At 66.3% G+C, this 17,204-nt stretch carries 15 protein-coding genes and 3 tRNA genes; 17 read left to right on the top strand and 1 reads right to left on the bottom strand.

What is annotated here, in order from left to right; translation table 11 throughout:
• The first annotated feature begins 248 nt into the window (after positions 1 to 248).
• The 14 genes from SZ55_RS23115 to SZ55_RS23050 all read left to right on the top strand — a co-directional run bounded on the left by SZ55_RS23115 (position 249) and on the right by SZ55_RS23050 (position 14,007).
• On the top strand, positions 249 to 1,469 hold the full coding sequence (locus SZ55_RS23115) for an aspartate aminotransferase family protein (RefSeq protein ID WP_044412301.1): 1,221 nt from the start codon (positions 249 to 251) through the stop codon (positions 1,467 to 1,469).
• Positions 1,470 to 1,612: 143 nt separating this feature from the next.
• A complete protein-coding gene (gene aruF, locus SZ55_RS23110) occupies positions 1,613 to 2,629 on the top strand; it encodes an arginine/ornithine succinyltransferase subunit alpha (RefSeq protein ID WP_044412298.1) in 1,017 nt (338 codons plus the stop codon).
• A 72-nt stretch (positions 2,630 to 2,701) separates the two neighbouring features.
• Positions 2,702 to 3,727: an arginine N-succinyltransferase gene (gene astA / locus SZ55_RS23105; protein WP_044412295.1), complete on the top strand. Its 1,026-nt coding sequence runs from the start codon at positions 2,702 to 2,704 to the stop codon at positions 3,725 to 3,727.
• Positions 3,724 to 5,187 (top strand): succinylglutamate-semialdehyde dehydrogenase, encoded by a 1,464-nt coding sequence (astD, locus tag SZ55_RS23100; protein ID WP_044412292.1) that lies wholly within the window; start codon positions 3,724 to 3,726, stop codon positions 5,185 to 5,187. The genes astA and astD overlap by 4 nt, the downstream gene beginning before the upstream one ends.
• The gene (gene astB / locus SZ55_RS23095) at positions 5,184 to 6,530 is read left to right on the top strand and encodes an N-succinylarginine dihydrolase (RefSeq protein WP_044412289.1); all 1,347 of its coding nucleotides are present in this window, start codon (positions 5,184 to 5,186) and stop codon (positions 6,528 to 6,530) included. Before astD ends, astB begins: the two co-directional genes overlap by 4 nt.
• Positions 6,531 to 6,615: 85 nt before the next feature.
• Entirely contained in the window at positions 6,616 to 6,906 is a 291-nt protein-coding gene (locus SZ55_RS23090; protein WP_044412286.1) for a hypothetical protein, read from the top strand.
• A 10-nt stretch (positions 6,907 to 6,916) separates the two neighbouring features.
• Positions 6,917 to 7,912: a succinylglutamate desuccinylase gene (astE, locus tag SZ55_RS23085; protein WP_044412282.1), complete on the top strand. Its 996-nt coding sequence runs from the start codon at positions 6,917 to 6,919 to the stop codon at positions 7,910 to 7,912.
• 115 nt (positions 7,913 to 8,027) lie between these two features.
• Complete coding sequence (gene ltaE / locus SZ55_RS23080) at positions 8,028 to 9,038, top strand: low-specificity L-threonine aldolase (RefSeq protein ID WP_044412280.1); 1,011 nt, start codon at positions 8,028 to 8,030, stop codon at positions 9,036 to 9,038.
• 113 nt (positions 9,039 to 9,151) lie between these two features.
• Positions 9,152 to 11,773, top strand: a complete 2,622-nt coding sequence (alaS, locus tag SZ55_RS23075) for an alanine--tRNA ligase (protein WP_044412278.1) — start codon at positions 9,152 to 9,154, stop codon at positions 11,771 to 11,773.
• A gap of 144 nt (positions 11,774 to 11,917) precedes the next feature.
• Entirely contained in the window at positions 11,918 to 13,156 is a 1,239-nt protein-coding gene (locus SZ55_RS23070; RefSeq protein ID WP_044412275.1) for an aspartate kinase, read from the top strand.
• A 181-nt stretch (positions 13,157 to 13,337) separates the two neighbouring features.
• Entirely contained in the window at positions 13,338 to 13,523 is a 186-nt protein-coding gene (csrA, locus tag SZ55_RS23065) for a carbon storage regulator CsrA (RefSeq protein WP_007159101.1), read from the top strand.
• Positions 13,524 to 13,583: 60 nt separating this feature from the next.
• Positions 13,584 to 13,674, top strand: a tRNA-Ser gene (locus tag SZ55_RS23060).
• Between the two features lie 108 nt (positions 13,675 to 13,782).
• Positions 13,783 to 13,859 (top strand) — tRNA-Arg (locus SZ55_RS23055).
• 71 nt (positions 13,860 to 13,930) lie between these two features.
• Positions 13,931 to 14,007 (top strand) — tRNA-Arg (locus SZ55_RS23050).
• 89 nt (positions 14,008 to 14,096) lie between these two features.
• Here the strand turns inward: SZ55_RS23050 and SZ55_RS23045 are convergent.
• Positions 14,097 to 15,041 (bottom strand): alpha/beta fold hydrolase, encoded by a 945-nt coding sequence (locus tag SZ55_RS23045; protein WP_044412272.1) that lies wholly within the window; start codon positions 15,039 to 15,041, stop codon positions 14,097 to 14,099.
• Between the two features lie 116 nt (positions 15,042 to 15,157).
• Here SZ55_RS23045 and SZ55_RS23040 point away from each other — a divergent pair, with 116 nt between their 5' ends.
• The 3 genes from SZ55_RS23040 to SZ55_RS23030 are packed head-to-tail and all read left to right on the top strand — an operon-like array spanning position 15,158 to position 17,154.
• The gene (locus tag SZ55_RS23040) at positions 15,158 to 15,979 is read left to right on the top strand and encodes a substrate-binding periplasmic protein (RefSeq protein WP_044412623.1); all 822 of its coding nucleotides are present in this window, start codon (positions 15,158 to 15,160) and stop codon (positions 15,977 to 15,979) included.
• Between the two features lie 39 nt (positions 15,980 to 16,018).
• A complete protein-coding gene (locus SZ55_RS23035) occupies positions 16,019 to 16,348 on the top strand; it encodes a DUF4398 domain-containing protein (RefSeq protein WP_044412618.1) in 330 nt (109 codons plus the stop codon).
• Positions 16,345 to 17,154 carry an OmpA family protein gene (locus tag SZ55_RS23030; RefSeq protein WP_044412269.1) on the top strand — a complete coding sequence of 270 codons (810 nt, stop codon included), beginning with the start codon at positions 16,345 to 16,347 and terminating at the stop codon, positions 17,152 to 17,154. The genes SZ55_RS23035 and SZ55_RS23030 overlap by 4 nt, the downstream gene beginning before the upstream one ends.
• The last annotated feature ends 50 nt before the right edge of the window (positions 17,155 to 17,204 follow it).

Genomic DNA, 17,204 nt, shown 5'->3' with positions numbered 1-17,204 from the left:
TGTCTCGCCTGGTGTCCTTGCGCATGACGGATACCCGCCGGTCATCCCGTGGCGAATACGCTGTGCCCCGTGCGTCCTGTGGCGATCCGCGTTTAAACTGCGCCTTCCCGACGCTTTCTGTCGCATTTCCGAAAGCCTCGGATTTTCGCGGGTTTGGGCTGTAAGAAGTTGTCGCTTGGCGGCAATGCCAACCCCGGATCACTCCCTACAATCCTTTCACCACTAGCCGCTTCAGGCAGGAGAAACTGATGTCCGTTGAGCATGCGCAGGTCGAGCGCGCCGATTTCGATCAGCTGATGGTCCCCAACTATGCCCCCGCCGCGTTCATCCCGGTGCGAGGCCAGGGTTCCCGCGTCTGGGACCAGAGTGGCCGTGAACTGATCGACTTCGCCGGCGGCATCGCCGTGAATTCCCTGGGGCATGCTCACCCGGCACTGGTCAAGGCGCTGACCGACCAGGCCAACAAGATCTGGCACGTTTCCAACGTCTTCACCAACGAGCCGGCCCTGCGCCTGGCCCGGAAGCTGGTGGACGCCACCTTCGCCGAGCGCGTGTTCCTCGCCAACTCCGGCGCCGAGGCCAACGAGGCCGCGTTCAAGCTGGCCCGTCGCTACGCCCACGACGTTTATGGCCCGCAGAAGCACGAGATCATCGCCGCCACCAACAGCTTCCACGGGCGCACCCTGTTCACCGTCACCGTGGGCGGCCAGCCGAAGTACTCGGACGGCTTCGGTCCGAAGATGGAAGGCATCACCCATGTGCCGTTCAACGACCTGGAAGCCCTGAAGGCCGCCATCTCCGACAAGACCTGCGCCGTGGTGCTCGAACCCGTGCAAGGGGAGGGCGGCGTGCTGCCGGCCGACCAGGCCTACCTGGAAGGCGCCCGCAAGCTGTGCGACGAACACAACGCCCTGCTGGTGTTCGACGAAGTGCAGAGCGGCATGGGCCGCAGTGGTCACCTGTTCGCCTACCAGCACTACGGCGTGACCCCGGATATCCTCTCCAGCGCCAAGAGCCTGGGCGGTGGTTTCCCCATCGGCGCCATGCTGACCACCACCGAGATCGCCAAGCACCTCTCCGTGGGCACCCACGGCACCACCTACGGTGGCAACCCGCTGGCCTGCGCCGTGGCCGAAGCGGTGCTGGACGTGATCAACACCCCCGAAGTGCTCAGCGGCATCAACGCCAAGCACGAGCGCTTCAAGGCACGCCTCGAGGCCATCGGCCAGAAGTACGGCCTGTTCAGTGAAGTGCGCGGCCTGGGCCTGCTGATCGGCGCGGTGCTGGCCGATGCCTGGAAAGGCAAGGCCAAGGACGTGCTCAACGCCGCCGAGAAGGAAGCCGTGATGGTGCTGCAGGCCAGCCCGGACGTGGTGCGCTTCGCGCCCAGCCTGGTGATCCCGGACGCCGACATCGACGAAGGCCTGGACCGCTTCGAGCGCGCCGTGGCCAAGCTGACCCAGGCCTGAGGGCCCGGAAGGCGCGGCACAGGAGGTGCCGCGCCGCACAACCAGGGATGAAGGTTTTTCATGCGTGATCGGCGGCCCATTGGCCGCCGTTTTCTCCGGTCGGCCAACGGCGCCGCCGGAGCCTTTATTGAAGGAGTGACCCCATGCTGGTGATGCGCCCCGCGCAAATGGCCGACCTCGCCGATGTTCAGCGACTGGCCGCAGACAGCCCCGTGGGTGTCACGTCCCTCCCGGACGACGCTGGTCGCCTGGGCGAGAAGATCACTGCCTCCGAAGCGTCCTTCGCTGCCGAAGTGAGCTTCAACGGTGAGGAGAGCTATTTCTTCGTGCTGGAAGACACCGAGCGTGGCTGCCTGGTGGGCTGTTCCGCCATCGTCGCCTCCGCCGGTTTCTCCGAGCCCTTCTACAGCTTCCGCAACGAGACCTTCGTGCATGCGTCCCGGGAGCTGAAGATCCACAACAAGATCCACGTCCTCTCGCTGTGCCACGACCTCACCGGCAACAGCCTGCTGACCAGCTTCTACGTCGAGCGCGACCTGGTGAACACCGCCTTCGCCGAACTCAACTCCCGCGGCCGCCTGTTGTTCATGGCCAGCCACCCCGAGCGCTTCGCCGATGCGGTGGTGGTGGAGATCGTCGGCTACAGCGACGACCAGGGTGAATCGCCGTTCTGGAACGCCGTCGGGCGCAACTTCTTCGACCTCAACTACGTCGAGGCCGAGCGCCTGTCGGGGCTGAAGAGCCGCACCTTCCTCGCCGAGCTGATGCCGAACTACCCCATCTACGTGCCGCTGCTGCCCGACGAGGCCCAGGAGTCCATGGGGCAGGTGCACCCGCGCGCGCAGATCACCTTCGACATCCTCATGCGCGAAGGCTTCGAGACCGACAACTACATCGACATCTTCGACGGTGGCCCGACCCTGCACGCCCGCACGTCCGGTATCCGTTCCATCGCCCAGAGCCGCGTGGTGCCGGTGCGCATCGGTGCCGCGCCCAAGGTGGGCCGCCAGTACCTGGTGAGCAACGGCCAGCTGCAGGACTTCCGCGCCGTGGTGGCCGAGCTGGACTGGGCCCCGGGCAAGCCGGTGGAACTCACCGCCGAAGCCGCAGAAGCCCTGGGCGTCGGCGAGGGCGCCAGCGTGCGCCTGGTGGCGATTTAACCCCGAGTGCCAGCCCTGGGCGGCGTGCCGCCCGACCTGCCGCTCGCAGCACGAAGCTCTAACGGAGTGACTATGATCGTTCGTCCCGTACGCAGCGCCGACCTGCCGGCCCTGATCGACCTGGCGCGCAGCACCGGCGCCGGCCTGACCACGCTGCCCGCCAACGAGGAGCGCCTGACCCACCGCGTGGGCTGGGCCGAGAAGGCATTCCGTGGCGAGGCCGAGCGGGCCGATGCCGACTACCTGTTCGTGCTCGAGGACGACGATGGCAAGGTCGTCGGCATCTCCGCCGTGGCCGGCGCCGTGGGCCTGCGCGAGCCCTGGTACAACTACCGCGTCGGGCTCACCGTCAGCGCCTCCCAGGAGCTGAACATCCACCGGCAGATCCCCACCCTGTTCCTGGCCAACGACCTGACCGGCAACTCCGAGCTGTGCTCGCTGTTCCTGCACGCCGGCTACCGCACCGGCCTCAACGGGCGCCTGCTGTCCAAGGCACGCTTCCTGTTCATCGCCGAGTTCCCCGAGCTGTTCGGCGACAAGGTGATCGCCGAGATGCGCGGCATGTCCGACGAGCACGGCGTCTCGCCGTTCTGGGAGAGCCTGGGCCGGCACTTCTTCAAGATGGAGTTCTCACGCGCGGACTACCTCACCGGCGTCGGCAACAAGGCCTTCATCGCCGAGCTGATGCCCAAGTTCCCGCTCTACACCTGCTTCCTCTCCGAGGCAGCGCGGGACGTGATCGGGCGCGTGCACACCGACACCGAGCCGGCCCTGGCAATGCTCAAGGGCGAGGGCTTCAGCTTCCAGGGCTACGTCGACATCTTCGACGCCGGCCCGGCCATCGAATGCCAGACCGCGAAGATCCGCGCCGTGCAGGACAGCCAGGCGCTGGTGCTGGCCGTCGGCACCCCCGGCGAGGACGCCACGCCGTACCTGATCCACAACCGCAAGCGCGAGGATTGCCGCGTCACCGCCGCTCCGGCGCGTCTGGCTGCCGGCACCCTGGTGGTGGACGCCGACACCGCCAAGCGCCTGAAACTCTCGGCTGGCGCCTCGGTTCGCGCCGTGCCCCTGTCGGCCAAGGAGTCCGTGAAATGAGCACCCATTACATCGCAGGCGCCTGGCAGGCCGGGCAGGGCGAGGCCTTCGACTCGCTGAATCCGGTCACCCAGGAGTCCGTCTGGAGCGGGCAGGGCGCCAGCGCCGAGCAGGTCGAAGCCGCCGTGGCTGCCGCCCGTGCGGCCTTCCCGGCCTGGGCCCGCCTGAGCCTGGACGCGCGCATCGCCGTTCTCGAACGCTTCGCCGCCACCCTCAAGACCCGCGCCGACGAACTGGCCCGCTGCATCGGCGAGGAGACCGGCAAGCCGCTGTGGGAGTCCGCCACCGAAGTGACCAGCATGGTCAACAAGGTCGCCATCTCCATCCAGAGCTACCGCGAACGCACCGGCGAGAAGAGTGGCCCGCTGGCCGACGCCACCGCCGTGCTGCGCCACAAGCCCCACGGCGTGGTCGCCGTGTTCGGCCCCTACAACTTCCCCGGCCACCTGCCCAACGGCCACATCGTGCCCGCGCTGCTGGCCGGCAATGCCGTGGTGTTCAAGCCCAGCGAGCTGACCCCCAAGGTGGCCGAGCTGACGGTCCAGTGCTGGATCGAGGCGGGCCTGCCCGCCGGCGTGCTCAACCTGGTGCAGGGCGGCCGCGAAACCGGCGTCGCCCTGGCCGGCAACCCGGGCATCGACGGCCTGTTCTTCACCGGCTCCAGCCGCACCGGCAACCTGTTGCACCAGCAGTTCGCCGGCCGCCCGGACAAGATCCTGGCGCTGGAGATGGGCGGCAACAACCCGTTGGTGGTGGACGAGGTGGCCGATGTCGATGCGGCCGTCTACACCATTATCCAGTCCGCCTTCATCTCCGCCGGCCAGCGCTGCACCTGCGCCCGCCGCCTGCTGGTGCCGGCCGGCGCCTGGGGCGACGCGCTGCTGGCGCGCCTGGTGGCGGTGGCGGCGAGCATCCAGGTCGGCGCCTTCGACGCCCAGCCGGCGCCCTTCATGGGCTCGGTGATCTCCCTGGACGCCGCGCGCCACCTGCTCAAGGCCCAGGAGCACCTGATCGCCCAGGGCGCCACGCCGCTGCTGGCCATGTCCCAGCCGCTGGAGACCGCCGCGCTGCTGACCCCCGGCATCCTCGACGTCACCGCCGTGGACGAGCGACCGGACGAAGAGTTCTTCGGCCCGCTGCTGCAGGTGATCCGCTACGACGGCTTCGAGGCCGCCATGGCCGAGGCCAACGCTACCCAGTACGGCCTGGCTGCCGGCCTGCTCTCGGACTCCCGCGAGCTGTACCAGCGCTTCTTCATCGAGAGCCGCGCCGGCATCGTCAACTGGAACAAACAACTGACCGGGGCCGCGAGCAGCGCGCCCTTCGGTGGCGTCGGCGCGTCGGGCAACCACCGCGCCAGCGCCTACTACGCCGCTGACTACTGCGCCTACCCGGTCGCCTCGCTGGAAAGCGAAACCCTCGCCCTGCCTGCAACCCTGACGCCTGGAGTCAGCCTATGAGCGCCCATGAAGTGAACTTCGACGGTCTGGTCGGCCCGACCCACAACTACGGTGGCCTGTCCTACGGCAACGTGGCGTCGCAGAGCAACAGCCAGGCCGTCTCCAGCCCCAAGGAAGCCGCCCTGCAGGGCCTGGCGAAGATGAAGGCGCTGATGGACATGGGCTTCCAGCAGGGCGTGCTCGCCCCGCAGGAGCGCCCCAACGTCGCCGCGCTGCGCAGCCTCGGCTTCGCCGGGACCGACGCCCAGGTGATCGAGAAGGCCGCCCGTGACGCCATGCCGCTGCTGGCCGCCTGCAGCTCGGCATCCAGCATGTGGACCGCCAACGCCTGCACCGTCAGCCCCAGCGCCGACACTGCGGACGGCCGCGTGCACTTCACCGCCGCCAACCTCAACTGCAAGTTCCACCGCAGCATCGAGCACCCCACCACCAGCCGCGTGCTGGCGGCGATGTTCGCCGACGAGCGCCACTTCGCCCACCATGCCGCGCTGCCGGCGGTGGCACAGTTCGGTGACGAAGGCGCGGCCAACCACACCCGTTTCTGCAAGGGCTACGGCGAGGCCGGCGTGGAGTTCTTCGTGTTCGGCCGCAGCGCCTTCGACAGCCGCTTCCCGGCGCCCTCGCGCTACCCGGCGCGGCAGACCCTGGAGGCCAGCCAGGCCGTCGCGCGCCTGCACGGGCTGAGCGAGGCCGGCGTGGTCTATGCCCAGCAGAACCCGGCGGTGATCGACCAGGGCGTGTTCCACAACGACGTGATTGCGGTGGGCAACGGCGAGGTGCTGTTCCATCACCAGGACGCCTTCCTGGAGACCGACAAGGTGCTGGCCGAGCTGCACGACAAGCTGGGCCGCGTCGGTGGCCGCTTCCAGGCCGTGTGCGTGCCCCGCGAGGCGGTGACGGTGGAGGACGCGGTGCGTTCCTACCTGTTCAACAGCCAGCTGCTCAGCCGCGCCGACGGCAGCATGCTGCTGATCGTCCCGGAGGAGTGCCGCAACAACGCGCGGGTGTGGCACTACCTGCAGACCCTGACCGCCGAGGACGGCCCGATCCGCGAGGTGAAGGTCTTCGACCTCAAGCAGAGCATGCAGAACGGCGGTGGCCCGGCGTGCCTGCGCCTGCGCGTGGCCCTGAAGGACAACGAGCTGGCGGCGGTCAACCCGGGCGTCATCCTCACCCCCTCGCTCTACGACACCCTGACCGCCTGGGTGGAGAAGCATTACCGCGATCGCTTGAGCGAAAGCGACCTGGCTGATCCACAATTGCTCACCGAATGCCGCACGGCATTGGATGAACTCACCCAGATCCTTAAACTGGGCGCCGTTTATCCGTTCCAACTGAACTGAGCGGCGTGCGGCCGGCGGTGAGGTGTTCCTCGGAACCCTCCGCCCCGCCCGCCGCTCTCTGCCTTACGATCCTGGAGTTCTACACATGTCCGACGCCCTGCAACTCATCCTCGAAGACACCGACGGCACCCAGCTGGAAACGTCCTGCACCCGTTTTGCCGTGGTCTGGCAGGGCAAGGAGGTCTGGATCCAGACCGCCGGCAACGGCCAACTGCTGATCGGCGTGGACGTGGAGGAGGGCGATACCGAGTACGCCAACCTGCTGCTGCGCCCGCTGGCCACCAACCTGGTGAGCCTGCAGCTGGAGATGGAACCGGCCGACGCCGACGACGAAGACGGCCACGTACACGGGCCGGACTGCAACCACGACCACTGAGGACGCGCGGATGCTGGCCCTTGGCAAGCTGCTTGAACTGACCCTGGCCGGCCGTGAGCCGACCGAGAAGATTCAACTGACCGCCGAGGGCACGCGCCTGCACTGGCTGGCGGAGGGCGCCCTGGAGGTGACCCCGCCCGCCGGCGCCGATGACGGCCTGGACCTGCTGCTCTCCGCCGGCATCCACGGCAACGAGACGGCGCCGATCGAGCTGCTCGACCGGCTGATCCAGGGTGTGGCCCGGGGCGAACTGAAACCCCGCGCACGCATCCTCTTCCTGCTCGGCAACCCCGAGGCCATGCGCCGGGGCGAGCGCTACGTGGAGCAGGACATCAACCGCCTGTTCAATGGCCGCCACGAGCAGACCAGCGGCACCGAGGCCATGCGCGCCAACGAGCTGGAACACCTGGCCGCTGCGTTCTTCGCCCGCGAGGGCCGCACCCGCCTGCACTACGACATGCACACTGCCATCCGCGGTTCGCGCATCGAACAGTTCGCCCTCTATCCCTACCGCGAGGGGCGTGCCCATTCCCCCCGCGAGCTGGCGCGCCTGGCCGCTGCCGGGGTCGAGGCCGTGCTGCTGCAGAACAAGACCGGCATCACCTTCAGCTCCTACACCTACGCGCGGCTGGAGGCCGAGGCCTTCACCCTGGAACTCGGCAAGGCCCGGCCGTTCGGGCAGAACGAGGGCGTGAACCTCGACCGCCTGGAGACCCGCCTGCGCCAGTTGATCGAGGGCGCCGAGCCGGAGGTGGACACGCTGGGCGACCTCAAGCTGTTCGCCGTGTCCCGCGAGGTGATCAAGCACAGCGATGCCTTCCGCCTGCACCTGCCCGACGACGTGGAGAACTTCAGCGAGCTGCCCACCGGCTACCTGCTGGCCGAGGACATCGCCGGGACCCGCTGGGTGGTGGAAGAGCAGGGCGCGCGCATCATCTTCCCCAACCCCAAGGTGAAGAACGGCCTGCGCGCCGGCATCCTCATCGTGCCCGCCAACGTCGACTGACCCAGTGGGCCGAGCCCTTGCGGGCTGAGGCCCGTTCCGCGGGGCGCCTGGCGCCCCTTGCCCCACTCGCCGCGCTCCTTTAGGGTCACCCCCTTACCCAGCTGAGGAGCCCGAGATGTCCGTCATAGACCTGCGCAGCGACACCGTCACCCAACCCACTCCGGGAATGCGCGAGGCGATGAACCGCGCCCCGCTGGGGGATGACGTCTATGGCGAAGACCCCACCGTCAACCGCCTGGAAGCTTGGCTGGCCGAGCGCCTGGGGTTCGAGGCGGCGCTGTTCGTCCCCACTGGCACCATGAGCAACCTCCTGGGCCTGATGGCGCACTGCCAACGGGGCGACGAGTACATCGTCGGCCAGCAGGCGCACACCTATAAGTACGAAGGCGGCGGCGCGGCGGTGCTGGGCTCGATCCAGCCACAGCCCATCGAGGGCGAGGCCGACGGCAGCCTGGACCTGGCGAAGGTGGAGGCGGCCATCAAGCAGGACGACTTCCACTTCGCCCGCACCCGCCTGCTGGCGCTGGAGAACACCATGCAGGGCAAGGTCCTGCCCCTGGCCTACCTGGCAGCGGCCCGCGAGCTGACCCGTCGCCGTGGCCTGGCGCTGCACCTGGACGGCGCGCGGCTGTACAACGCCGCCGTGAAGCTGGGAGTGGACGCTGCCGAGATCACCCGCCATTTCGACTCCGTCTCCGTGTGCCTGTCCAAGGGGCTGGGCGCGCCGGTCGGGTCGGTGCTGTGCGGCGGGGCCGAGTTCATCCAGCGTGCCCGCCGGCTGCGCAAGATGGTCGGTGGCGGCATGCGCCAGGCTGGCCTGCTGGCCGCCGCCGGGCACTACGCCCTGGAGCACCAGGTGGCGCGCCTGGCCGATGACCACGCCAACGCCGCACGCCTGGGTGAAGGGCTTGCGGCGCTGGGCTTCAGCGTGGAGCCGGTGCAGACCAACATGGTCTACGTCGACATCGGCGAGCGGGCCGCTGCCCTCAAGGCCTTCATGGCCGAGCGCGGCGTGGTAATGAGCGCGGCGGCACGCCTGCGCATGGTCACCCACCTGGATGTCGACGCCGCCGGAATCGAGCGGGTGATCGAGGGTTTTGCCGCGTTTCTCGATCATGCGGGCTGAAATCCCCCCGATAGCCCCTTTCTATCGCACAAGGCACTATCCGCGCGGCAAAGGGCCGATATAATGCGGCCCTTTGCCGGCGATTCTTGACCGCAGATTCCGTGGACGAACCTATGAAAAGCGCAGAAATCCGTGAAGCCTTCCTGAGCTTCTTCGAAGAGAAGGGGCACACCCGCGTCGCCTCCAGCTCCCTGATCCCGGGCAACGACCCGACCCTGCTGTTCACCAACGCGGGCATGAACCAGTTCAAGGACTGCTTCCTGGGCCTGGAAAAGCGCGCCTACACCCGTGCCACCACCAGCCAGAAGTGCGTCCGCGCCGGCGGCAAGCACAACGACCTGGACAACGTCGGCTACACCGCGCGCCACCACACCTTCTTCGAAATGCTGGGCAACTTCAGCTTCGGCGACTACTTCAAGCGCGATGCCATTCACTACGCCTGGGAATTCCTCACCGGCGACAAGTGGCTGAAGCTGCCCAAGGAAAAGCTCTGGGTCACTGTCTACGCCAGCGACGACGAGGCCTACGACATCTGGACCCAGGAAGTCGGCATCCCTGCCGAGCGCATGGTCCGCATCGGTGACAACAAGGGCGCGCCCTATGCGTCCGACAACTTCTGGGCGATGGGCGATACCGGCCCGTGCGGCCCGTGCACCGAGATCTTCTACGACCACGGCCCGGACATCTGGGGCGGCCCGCCCGGTTCCCCTGAAGAGGACGGTGATCGCTACATCGAGATCTGGAACAACGTCTTCATGCAGTTCAACCGCACCGCCGATGGCGTGATGCACCCGCTGCCGGCACCCAGCGTGGATACCGGCATGGGCCTGGAGCGCATTAGCGCCGTGCTGCAGCACGTGCACTCGAACTACGAGATCGACCTGTTCCAGAGCCTGCTCAAGGCCGCCGCCGAGGCCATCGGCTGCGCCAACGACGACGCCCCGTCCCTGAAGGTCGTGGCCGACCACATCCGCTCCTGCTCCTTCCTGGTGGCGGACGGTGTGCTGCCGTCCAACGAAGGCCGTGGCTACGTGCTGCGCCGCATCATTCGCCGCGCCTGCCGCCACGGCAACAAGCTGGGCGCCAAGGGCACCTTCTTCCACAAGATCGTCGCTGCCCTGGTGGCCGAGATGGGCGAGGCCTTCCCCGAGCTCAAGCAGCAGCAGGCGCACATCGAGCGCGTGCTGAAGACCGAAGAAGAACAGTTCGCCAAGACCCTGGAGCATGGCCTGAAGATCCTCGAGCAGGACCTCGCGTCCCTGCAGGGCCAGGTCATCCCGGGCGACATCGTCTTCAAGCTCTACGACACCTACGGGTTCCCGGTGGACCTGACCGCCGACATCGCCCGCGAACGAGAACTGACCGTCGACGAGGAAGGCTTCGAGCGCGAGATGGAAGCCCAGCGCGAACGCGCCCGCGCCTCCAGCGCCTTCGGCATGGACTACAACAGCCTGGTCAAGGTCGACGGTGACACCCGCTTCCTCGGCTACGCCGGCACCAGCGGCAGCGGTAAGGTCGTCGCGTTGTTCAAGGCTGGCGCTGCCGTCGACAGCCTCGCCGAAGGCGAGGAGGGCGTGGTGGTGCTGGACCAGACCCCGTTCTACGCCGAGTCCGGTGGCCAGGTGGGCGACTGCGGTTACCTCGAAGGCGCCGGTGTGCGCTTCGACGTCCGCGACACCACCAAGGCCGGCGGCGCTTTCCTGCACCACGGCATCGTGGCCAAGGGCGGCCTCTCGGTCGGTGCCAGCGTCAAGGCCGAGGCCGACTCCAGCGTTCGCAGTGCCACGGCGCTGAACCACTCCGCGACCCACCTGCTGCATGCAGCCCTGCGTCGCGTGCTGGGTGAGCACGTGCAGCAGAAAGGCTCCCTGGTGGACAGTCAGCGCCTGCGTTTCGACTTCAGCCACTTCGAGGCCATCAAGCCGGAGCAACTGAAAGCGCTGGAAGACATCGTCAACACCGAGATTCGCCGCAACACCGCAGTCGAGACCGAAGAGACCGACATCGAGACCGCCAAGGCCAAGGGCGCCATGGCGCTGTTCGGCGAGAAGTACGGCGACCAGGTTCGCGTGCTGAGCATGGGCGGTGATTTCTCCGTCGAGCTCTGCGGCGGCACCCACGTCTCCCGCACGGGCGATATCGGCCTGTTCAAGATCACCAGCGAAGGCGGCGTAGCCTCCGGCGTGCGCCGTATCGAGGCAGTCACCGGTGCTGCGGCCCTGGCCTACCTGAACGGTGCCGAGGAGCAGCTGAAGGAAGCGGCCGTGCTGGTCAAGGGCAGCCGTGACAACGTCCTGGACAAACTCGCAGCCTTGCTGGAGCGCAACCGCCAGCTGGAGAAGGAAGTCGACCAGCTCAAGGCCAAGGCGGCCAGCGCGGCCGGCGACGACCTGGCGGCATCGGCGGTGGAGGTCAAGGGCGTCAAGGTCCTGGCCGCGCGCCTGGACGTGGACGGCGACGCGCTGCTGGCGCTGGTCGACCAGTTGAAGAACAAGCTCGGCCGCGCAGTGATCCTGCTCGGCGGGGCGCTGGAGGGCAAGGTGACACTGGTCGCCGGCGTCACCCAGGACCTGACCGGCCAACTCAAAGCCGGCGATCTGATGAAGCAGGCCGCGGCAGCGGTCGGTGGCAAGGGCGGTGGCCGTCCGGACATGGCGCGTGGCGGTGGTACCGACGCCGCAGCCCTGGACCAGGCCCTGGCACTTGCCGTTCCGTTCGTCGAGCAGGGGCTCTGATGCCGTTGGCGCCCGGTTGCCACACGCACCGGGCGCCCGCCGGAACCCTTCGCCAGGAGCTCCGCGCCACGCCCGGCGGGCCCTTGGCAGTGTCCTGCGTTGATTGTTTAATGGGCGCCCTTCACGGGATTAGGCGGCTTTGAAATGGCTTTGATCGTACAGAAGTTTGGGGGGACCTCGGTCGGCACCATCGAGCGCATCGAGCAGGTGGCCGAGAAGGTCAAGAAATTCCGCGAGCGCGGTGACGACATCGTCGTGGTGGTTTCCGCCATGAGCGGCGAAACCAATCGCCTCATCGATCTGGCCAAGCAGATCAGCGACAACAAGCCGGTTCCGCGTGAGCTGGACGTGATGGTGTCCACCGGCGAGCAGGTGACCATCGCCCTGCTGGCGATGGCGCTGATCAAGCGCGGTGTGCCGGCCGTCTCCTACACCGGCAACCAGGTCCGCATCCTCACCGACAGCGCCCACAACAAGGCGCGCATCCTGCAGATCGACGACCAGAAGATCCGCGCCGACCTCAAGTCCGGTCGCGTCGTGGTGGTGGCCGGTTTCCAGGGCGTGGACGAGCACGGCAACATCACCACCCTCGGTCGTGGTGGTTCTGACACCACCGGCGTGGCCCTGGCGGCTGCCCTGAAGGCGGACGAGTGCCAGATCTACACCGATGTAGATGGCGTCTACACCACCGACCCGCGCGTTGTCCCCCAGGCCCGTCGCCTGGACAAGATCACCTTCGAGGAAATGCTGGAAATGGCCAGCCTCGGTTCGAAGGTGCTGCAGATCCGCTCGGTGGAGTTCGCCGGCAAGTACAACGTTCCGCTGCGCGTGCTGCACAGCTTCCAGGAGGGTCCGGGCACCCTCATTACCCTTGATGAAGAGGAATCCATGGAACAGCCGATCATTTCCGGCATCGCCTTCAACCGCGACGAGGCCAAGCTGACCATCCGTGGCGTGCCGGACATCCCCGGCGTGGCCTTCAAGATCCTCGGCCCGGTGAGTGCGGCCAACATCGAAGTGGACATGATCGTGCAGAACGTCGCGCACGATAACACCACCGATTTCACCTTCACCGTGCACAACAATGACTACCAGAACGCCCTGGCCGTGCTGGAGAAGACCGCTGCCGAGATCGGTGCCCGTGAAGTCGGCGGCAACACCAACATCGCCAAGGTTTCCATCGTCGGTGTCGGCATGCGCTCCCACGCGGGCGTCGCCAGCCGCATGTTCGAAGCTCTGGCCAAGGAAAGCATCAACATCCAGATGATCTCGACTTCCGAGATCAAGGTCTCCGTCGTCATTGAGGAGAAGTACCTCGAACTGGCCGTCCGTGCCCTGCACACCGCCTTCGAACTGGATGCACCCGCTCGACAGAGCGAGTGAGCCTTATAACGAAAGGCGCGGCTCACCCCGCGCCTTTCGTCGTTTTTGGTCTGCGGTGGTGGAACTTTCCTTTTGCCACCGCTGGTCAATACTTGGGTGGACGCCCCTTGAAATTCATGGGGGGCCGACGCCATTTCTTTTTTGCAGACTGTCCCTGAAACACATCCGTGAGGAGAAAGGAATGCTGATTCTGACTCGCCGGGTCGGAGAGACCCTGATGGTCGGTGATGAAGTCACTGTCACCGTATTAGGCGTGAAAGGTAATCAGGTGCGCATTGGCGTCAACGCCCCGAAAGAGGTAGCCGTGCACCGTGAGGAAATCTACCAGCGCATCCAGAAAGAGAAAGACCAGGAACCAAACCACTAATTTTTCTACTTTTTTTCTTTGCAAACGGGGAAAACATGGTTATCATGCGCCCCGTGTTGCGGAGAGGTGGCCGAGTGGCCGAAGGCGCTCCCCTGCTAAGGGAGTACACCTCAAAAGGGTGTCGGGGGTTCGAATCCCCCCTTCTCCGCCATTATTCAGTGTTGTAGAGATGTCAGCGGTTAGTTCGATAAGTTATTGAAAAGTATCGAAAAAATCAGTTGACGGTGGTTTTGAAGTCTCTATAATGCGCGCCCACAACGCACTCGTAGCTCAGCTGGATAGAGTACCCGGCTACGAACCGGGCGGTCAGAGGTTCGAATCCTCTCGAGTGCGCCATTTTCAATCAGCTGATATAGCGTCGGTTGATTGAAGAAACCAGCGGTGATCTGGTCTAAAAACACCACAACGCACTCGTAGCTCAGCTGGATAGAGTACCCGGCTACGAACCGGGCGGTCAGAGGTTCGAATCCTCTCGAGTGCGCCATACAAGAAAGGCCTGCAGAAATGCAGGCCTTTTTCTTTTCCCGCCTTTTTATTTCTCCGGTAATTGCGTCGCTCTGTACGGGCAAGCGGTCACGGTGTGGCCGTGCCGGTGGCGAGACCGTCGAGGAAGGCCTGGTAGTGGCGTGCCGTCTCGGCGGGTCGCTCGATCATCGGGGCGTGTCCGCAATCCTTCATGACCACCGTACTGGCGTGCGGGACCAGCGGCTTCATGACATCGAGGCTCGATACATCCAGCACGCGGTCCTTGTCGCCCCAGAGCAGCAGGGTAGGGGCCTGGATCTTTGGCAGTTCCGGCTCCAGGGGAATGTAGCGCTGAACCAGTTGCTGAAAGACCGCTTCATAGTGGGCCTGGTTGGCGATGGCCCTGTCTGCCAGGTAGCGCTTGAGCGGGGCCGGCAGGACGGGCGGATCGACGAAGACGAAGTCCATCAGCCTGTCGTAGTCGGAGACGCGGGTGACCACCAGGGGATTGGGGCGGCCCTGTTCCAGCAGGTCGAACAGTTCGCTCTTGTGCGGTGCAGTGACCCCCGCGTTGTCGAAGAGCGCCAGCGAACGCACGCGGTCCGGGTAGCGCGCCGCATACAGCGCCACGATGTGCCCACCCATGGAGTTGCCCACCAGATGGACCTTGCCCACTCCCAGCGCCTGTATGAAGTCCGCCAGCCGCTCGGCCTGGGTGCCGACGTCGTAGCTGCCCGCCGGCCGGCTGCTTTCACCGAAGCCCGGCAGATCGGGCACCACCACGTGGTAGCGGCCGCTGAAATGCCGGGCCATGCGCAGCCAGTTGTCCTTGTCCGCACCGAAGCCGTGGACCATGACGATGGTCTCGCCCAGCTTCGGGCCGCCTTCGTAGTAGGCGAAATCCAGTTCGCCCGCTGTCACCACCTGGCTGCTCAGGCCGGCCAGATGGGTTTCCACCAGTCGCGCGCTGGCCATCAACGCAGGCGGATAGAAATAAAGCGTGGCCGCCACTGCTGCCAGCAACGTCACAAGTCCTGCAAGCAGTTTCTTCATCAAGGCTTCCTTATGACAAAAAACGATTTCAAATGGCCTAAGCTAGCACGGCGTTATGGTCGTGCAGTGACACGGCCGGCGTCTTCCCAACCAAGCTCCAGAACTGGGACTCCATGATGTACAGACGTCTCTTCCTCGCTCCGTTGCTGATCGCCAGCCTGCTGGTGCCGACCCTCGCCCTGGCGGCCAAGAAGTGCGAGCGCCTGGTGGCCACGGGAAATCCCGAGTACCCGCCCTACCTGTGGCGCGACCCGCAGAACCCCAAGCTGCTGGTCGGCGCCAATGCCGACCTGCTGCACCGCATCGGCGAAGAGATCGGCGTGAAGATCGACGTCCTCTATACCGGCCCCTGGTCCCGCGCGCAGGACGAAGTGCGCACCGGTCGGGTCGACCTCATCGCCGGGGCCTTCCTCACCCTGCCGCGGCTGGAGACGATGGACTACATCCATCCCGCCTTCCTGGACACGCCCAGCGTGGTCTGGGTCAAGCATGGCCGCGCGTTCCCCTTCCAGGGACGTGACGATCTCAAGGGACGCACCGGTGGCACGCTGGTGAACAACAGTTTCGGCCAGGACTTCGACCACTTCGCCCACGACAACCTCACCCTCGAAGAAGTCCCCAGTGTCACCCAGGCCTTCCAGAAGCTGCTGCTGGAGCGCACCGAATTCGTCCTCTACGAGCACTACCCCGGCGTCGCCCTGGCGGAAACCCTCGGCATCACCCATGACCTGGAAGTGCTGGAACCGCCTATCGCCAGCGAAGGGCTGTACCTCACGCTCTCTTACAACTCCGCCTGCAACGACCCCTGGCTGCGCGGACAACTGGCGAAAAAGATGACAGAATTGGTCGCCGCAGGGGTGCCGCAGGCCCTGCTGCAACGCAATCTCGAGCGGTGGCGGACCCAGCAGGTACAGCCCGCCACGGCCCCGAAACCGTAGGAAACCCCAGTGATCGAACACCGCATACTGGCCGCCGGCCTGGCACTTCTTGCCCTGTCCGGCTGCGCCAACGATCCCGCCCCCGTCGAGCAGATGCGCCTCTCCGAGCAGGCCGTGGCCCAGGCCCGTGCCGTCGGCGCAAGCGCCGACCAGATCCCCGAGATGAAACTGGCTGAAGAGAAGCTGGCCCGTGCCCAGAAGAACATGGGCGAGCAGGACTACAAGCGCGCACGCTTCTTCGCCGAGCAGGCCGAACTGGACGCCCGCCTCGCCGAATCCCTGGTGCTGACCCAGAAGAGCAAGGCCCAGCTCAACGACCTGACCGCTCGCATCAACCGCCTGCGCAAGCAACTGGGGGACCTGGAATGACCCCGCGTATCGCCATGGGCGGCCTCGTCGCCGCGCTCCTGTTGCTCGGCGGCTGCGCCTCCTCGCGCCAGGCCGAGCAGAGCCTGGATGAAGCCCGCAACCGCTTCCAGCAGGTGAAGGAAGACCCCCAGGTACTGGCCAGTGCACCCAAGGACGTGATCCGCGCCGGGGAATCCCTGGCCCGCGCCGAGCGCCTTGCCACCTACTGGGGCAACGATGGCGACGTCGAGCACTACGCCTTCCTCAGCCAGCGCTACAGCCAGATCGCCACCCAGCACAGCGAACTGGCCCGCGACCAGGAGCGCGCCATGCGTCTGCAGGGCGAACAGGAGCGCCTGCAGCAATCCCTGCGCGAAGCCAAGCTGCTCAGCGCGCAGCAGAAGGGCAACTGGCTCGAGGAGCAGATGGTCGCCCTCGCCGCCACCGAGACCGATCGCGGCCTGGTGATGACCCTGGGCGATGTGCTGTTCGACACCGGCCGCTCCGAGCTGAAAGGTCGGGCCAACCGCACCGTGCTCAAGCTCGTGCAGTTCCTGCAGATCAACCCGCGCCGCACCGTGCGCATCGAGGGCTACACCGACAGCAGCGGCACCCGCGAGGAGAACCTCGCCCTGTCCCGTGACCGTGCCCAGGCCGTGGCCGACGTCCTCACCGACCTCGGGGTCGACGCCAAGCGCATCGAGGTGAAGGCCTATGGCGAAGCCTTCCCCATCGCGGAGAACGCCTCCAACAGCGGCCGCGCGCAGAACCGCCGCGTCGAGATCGTCATCTCCGACGAGAAAGGCAACCTCGGCGAAGCCCGCTGATCGCCCCCGCGCCTCACAGGAACCCCGGCGGCCTCGCGGCCCCGGGGTTT

Source organism: Pseudomonas sp. FeS53a, from assembly GCF_000931385.1.
GTDB lineage: Bacteria > Pseudomonadota > Gammaproteobacteria > Pseudomonadales > Pseudomonadaceae > Metapseudomonas > Metapseudomonas otitidis.
This window is presented reverse-complemented; position numbering and strand designations above follow the sequence as displayed.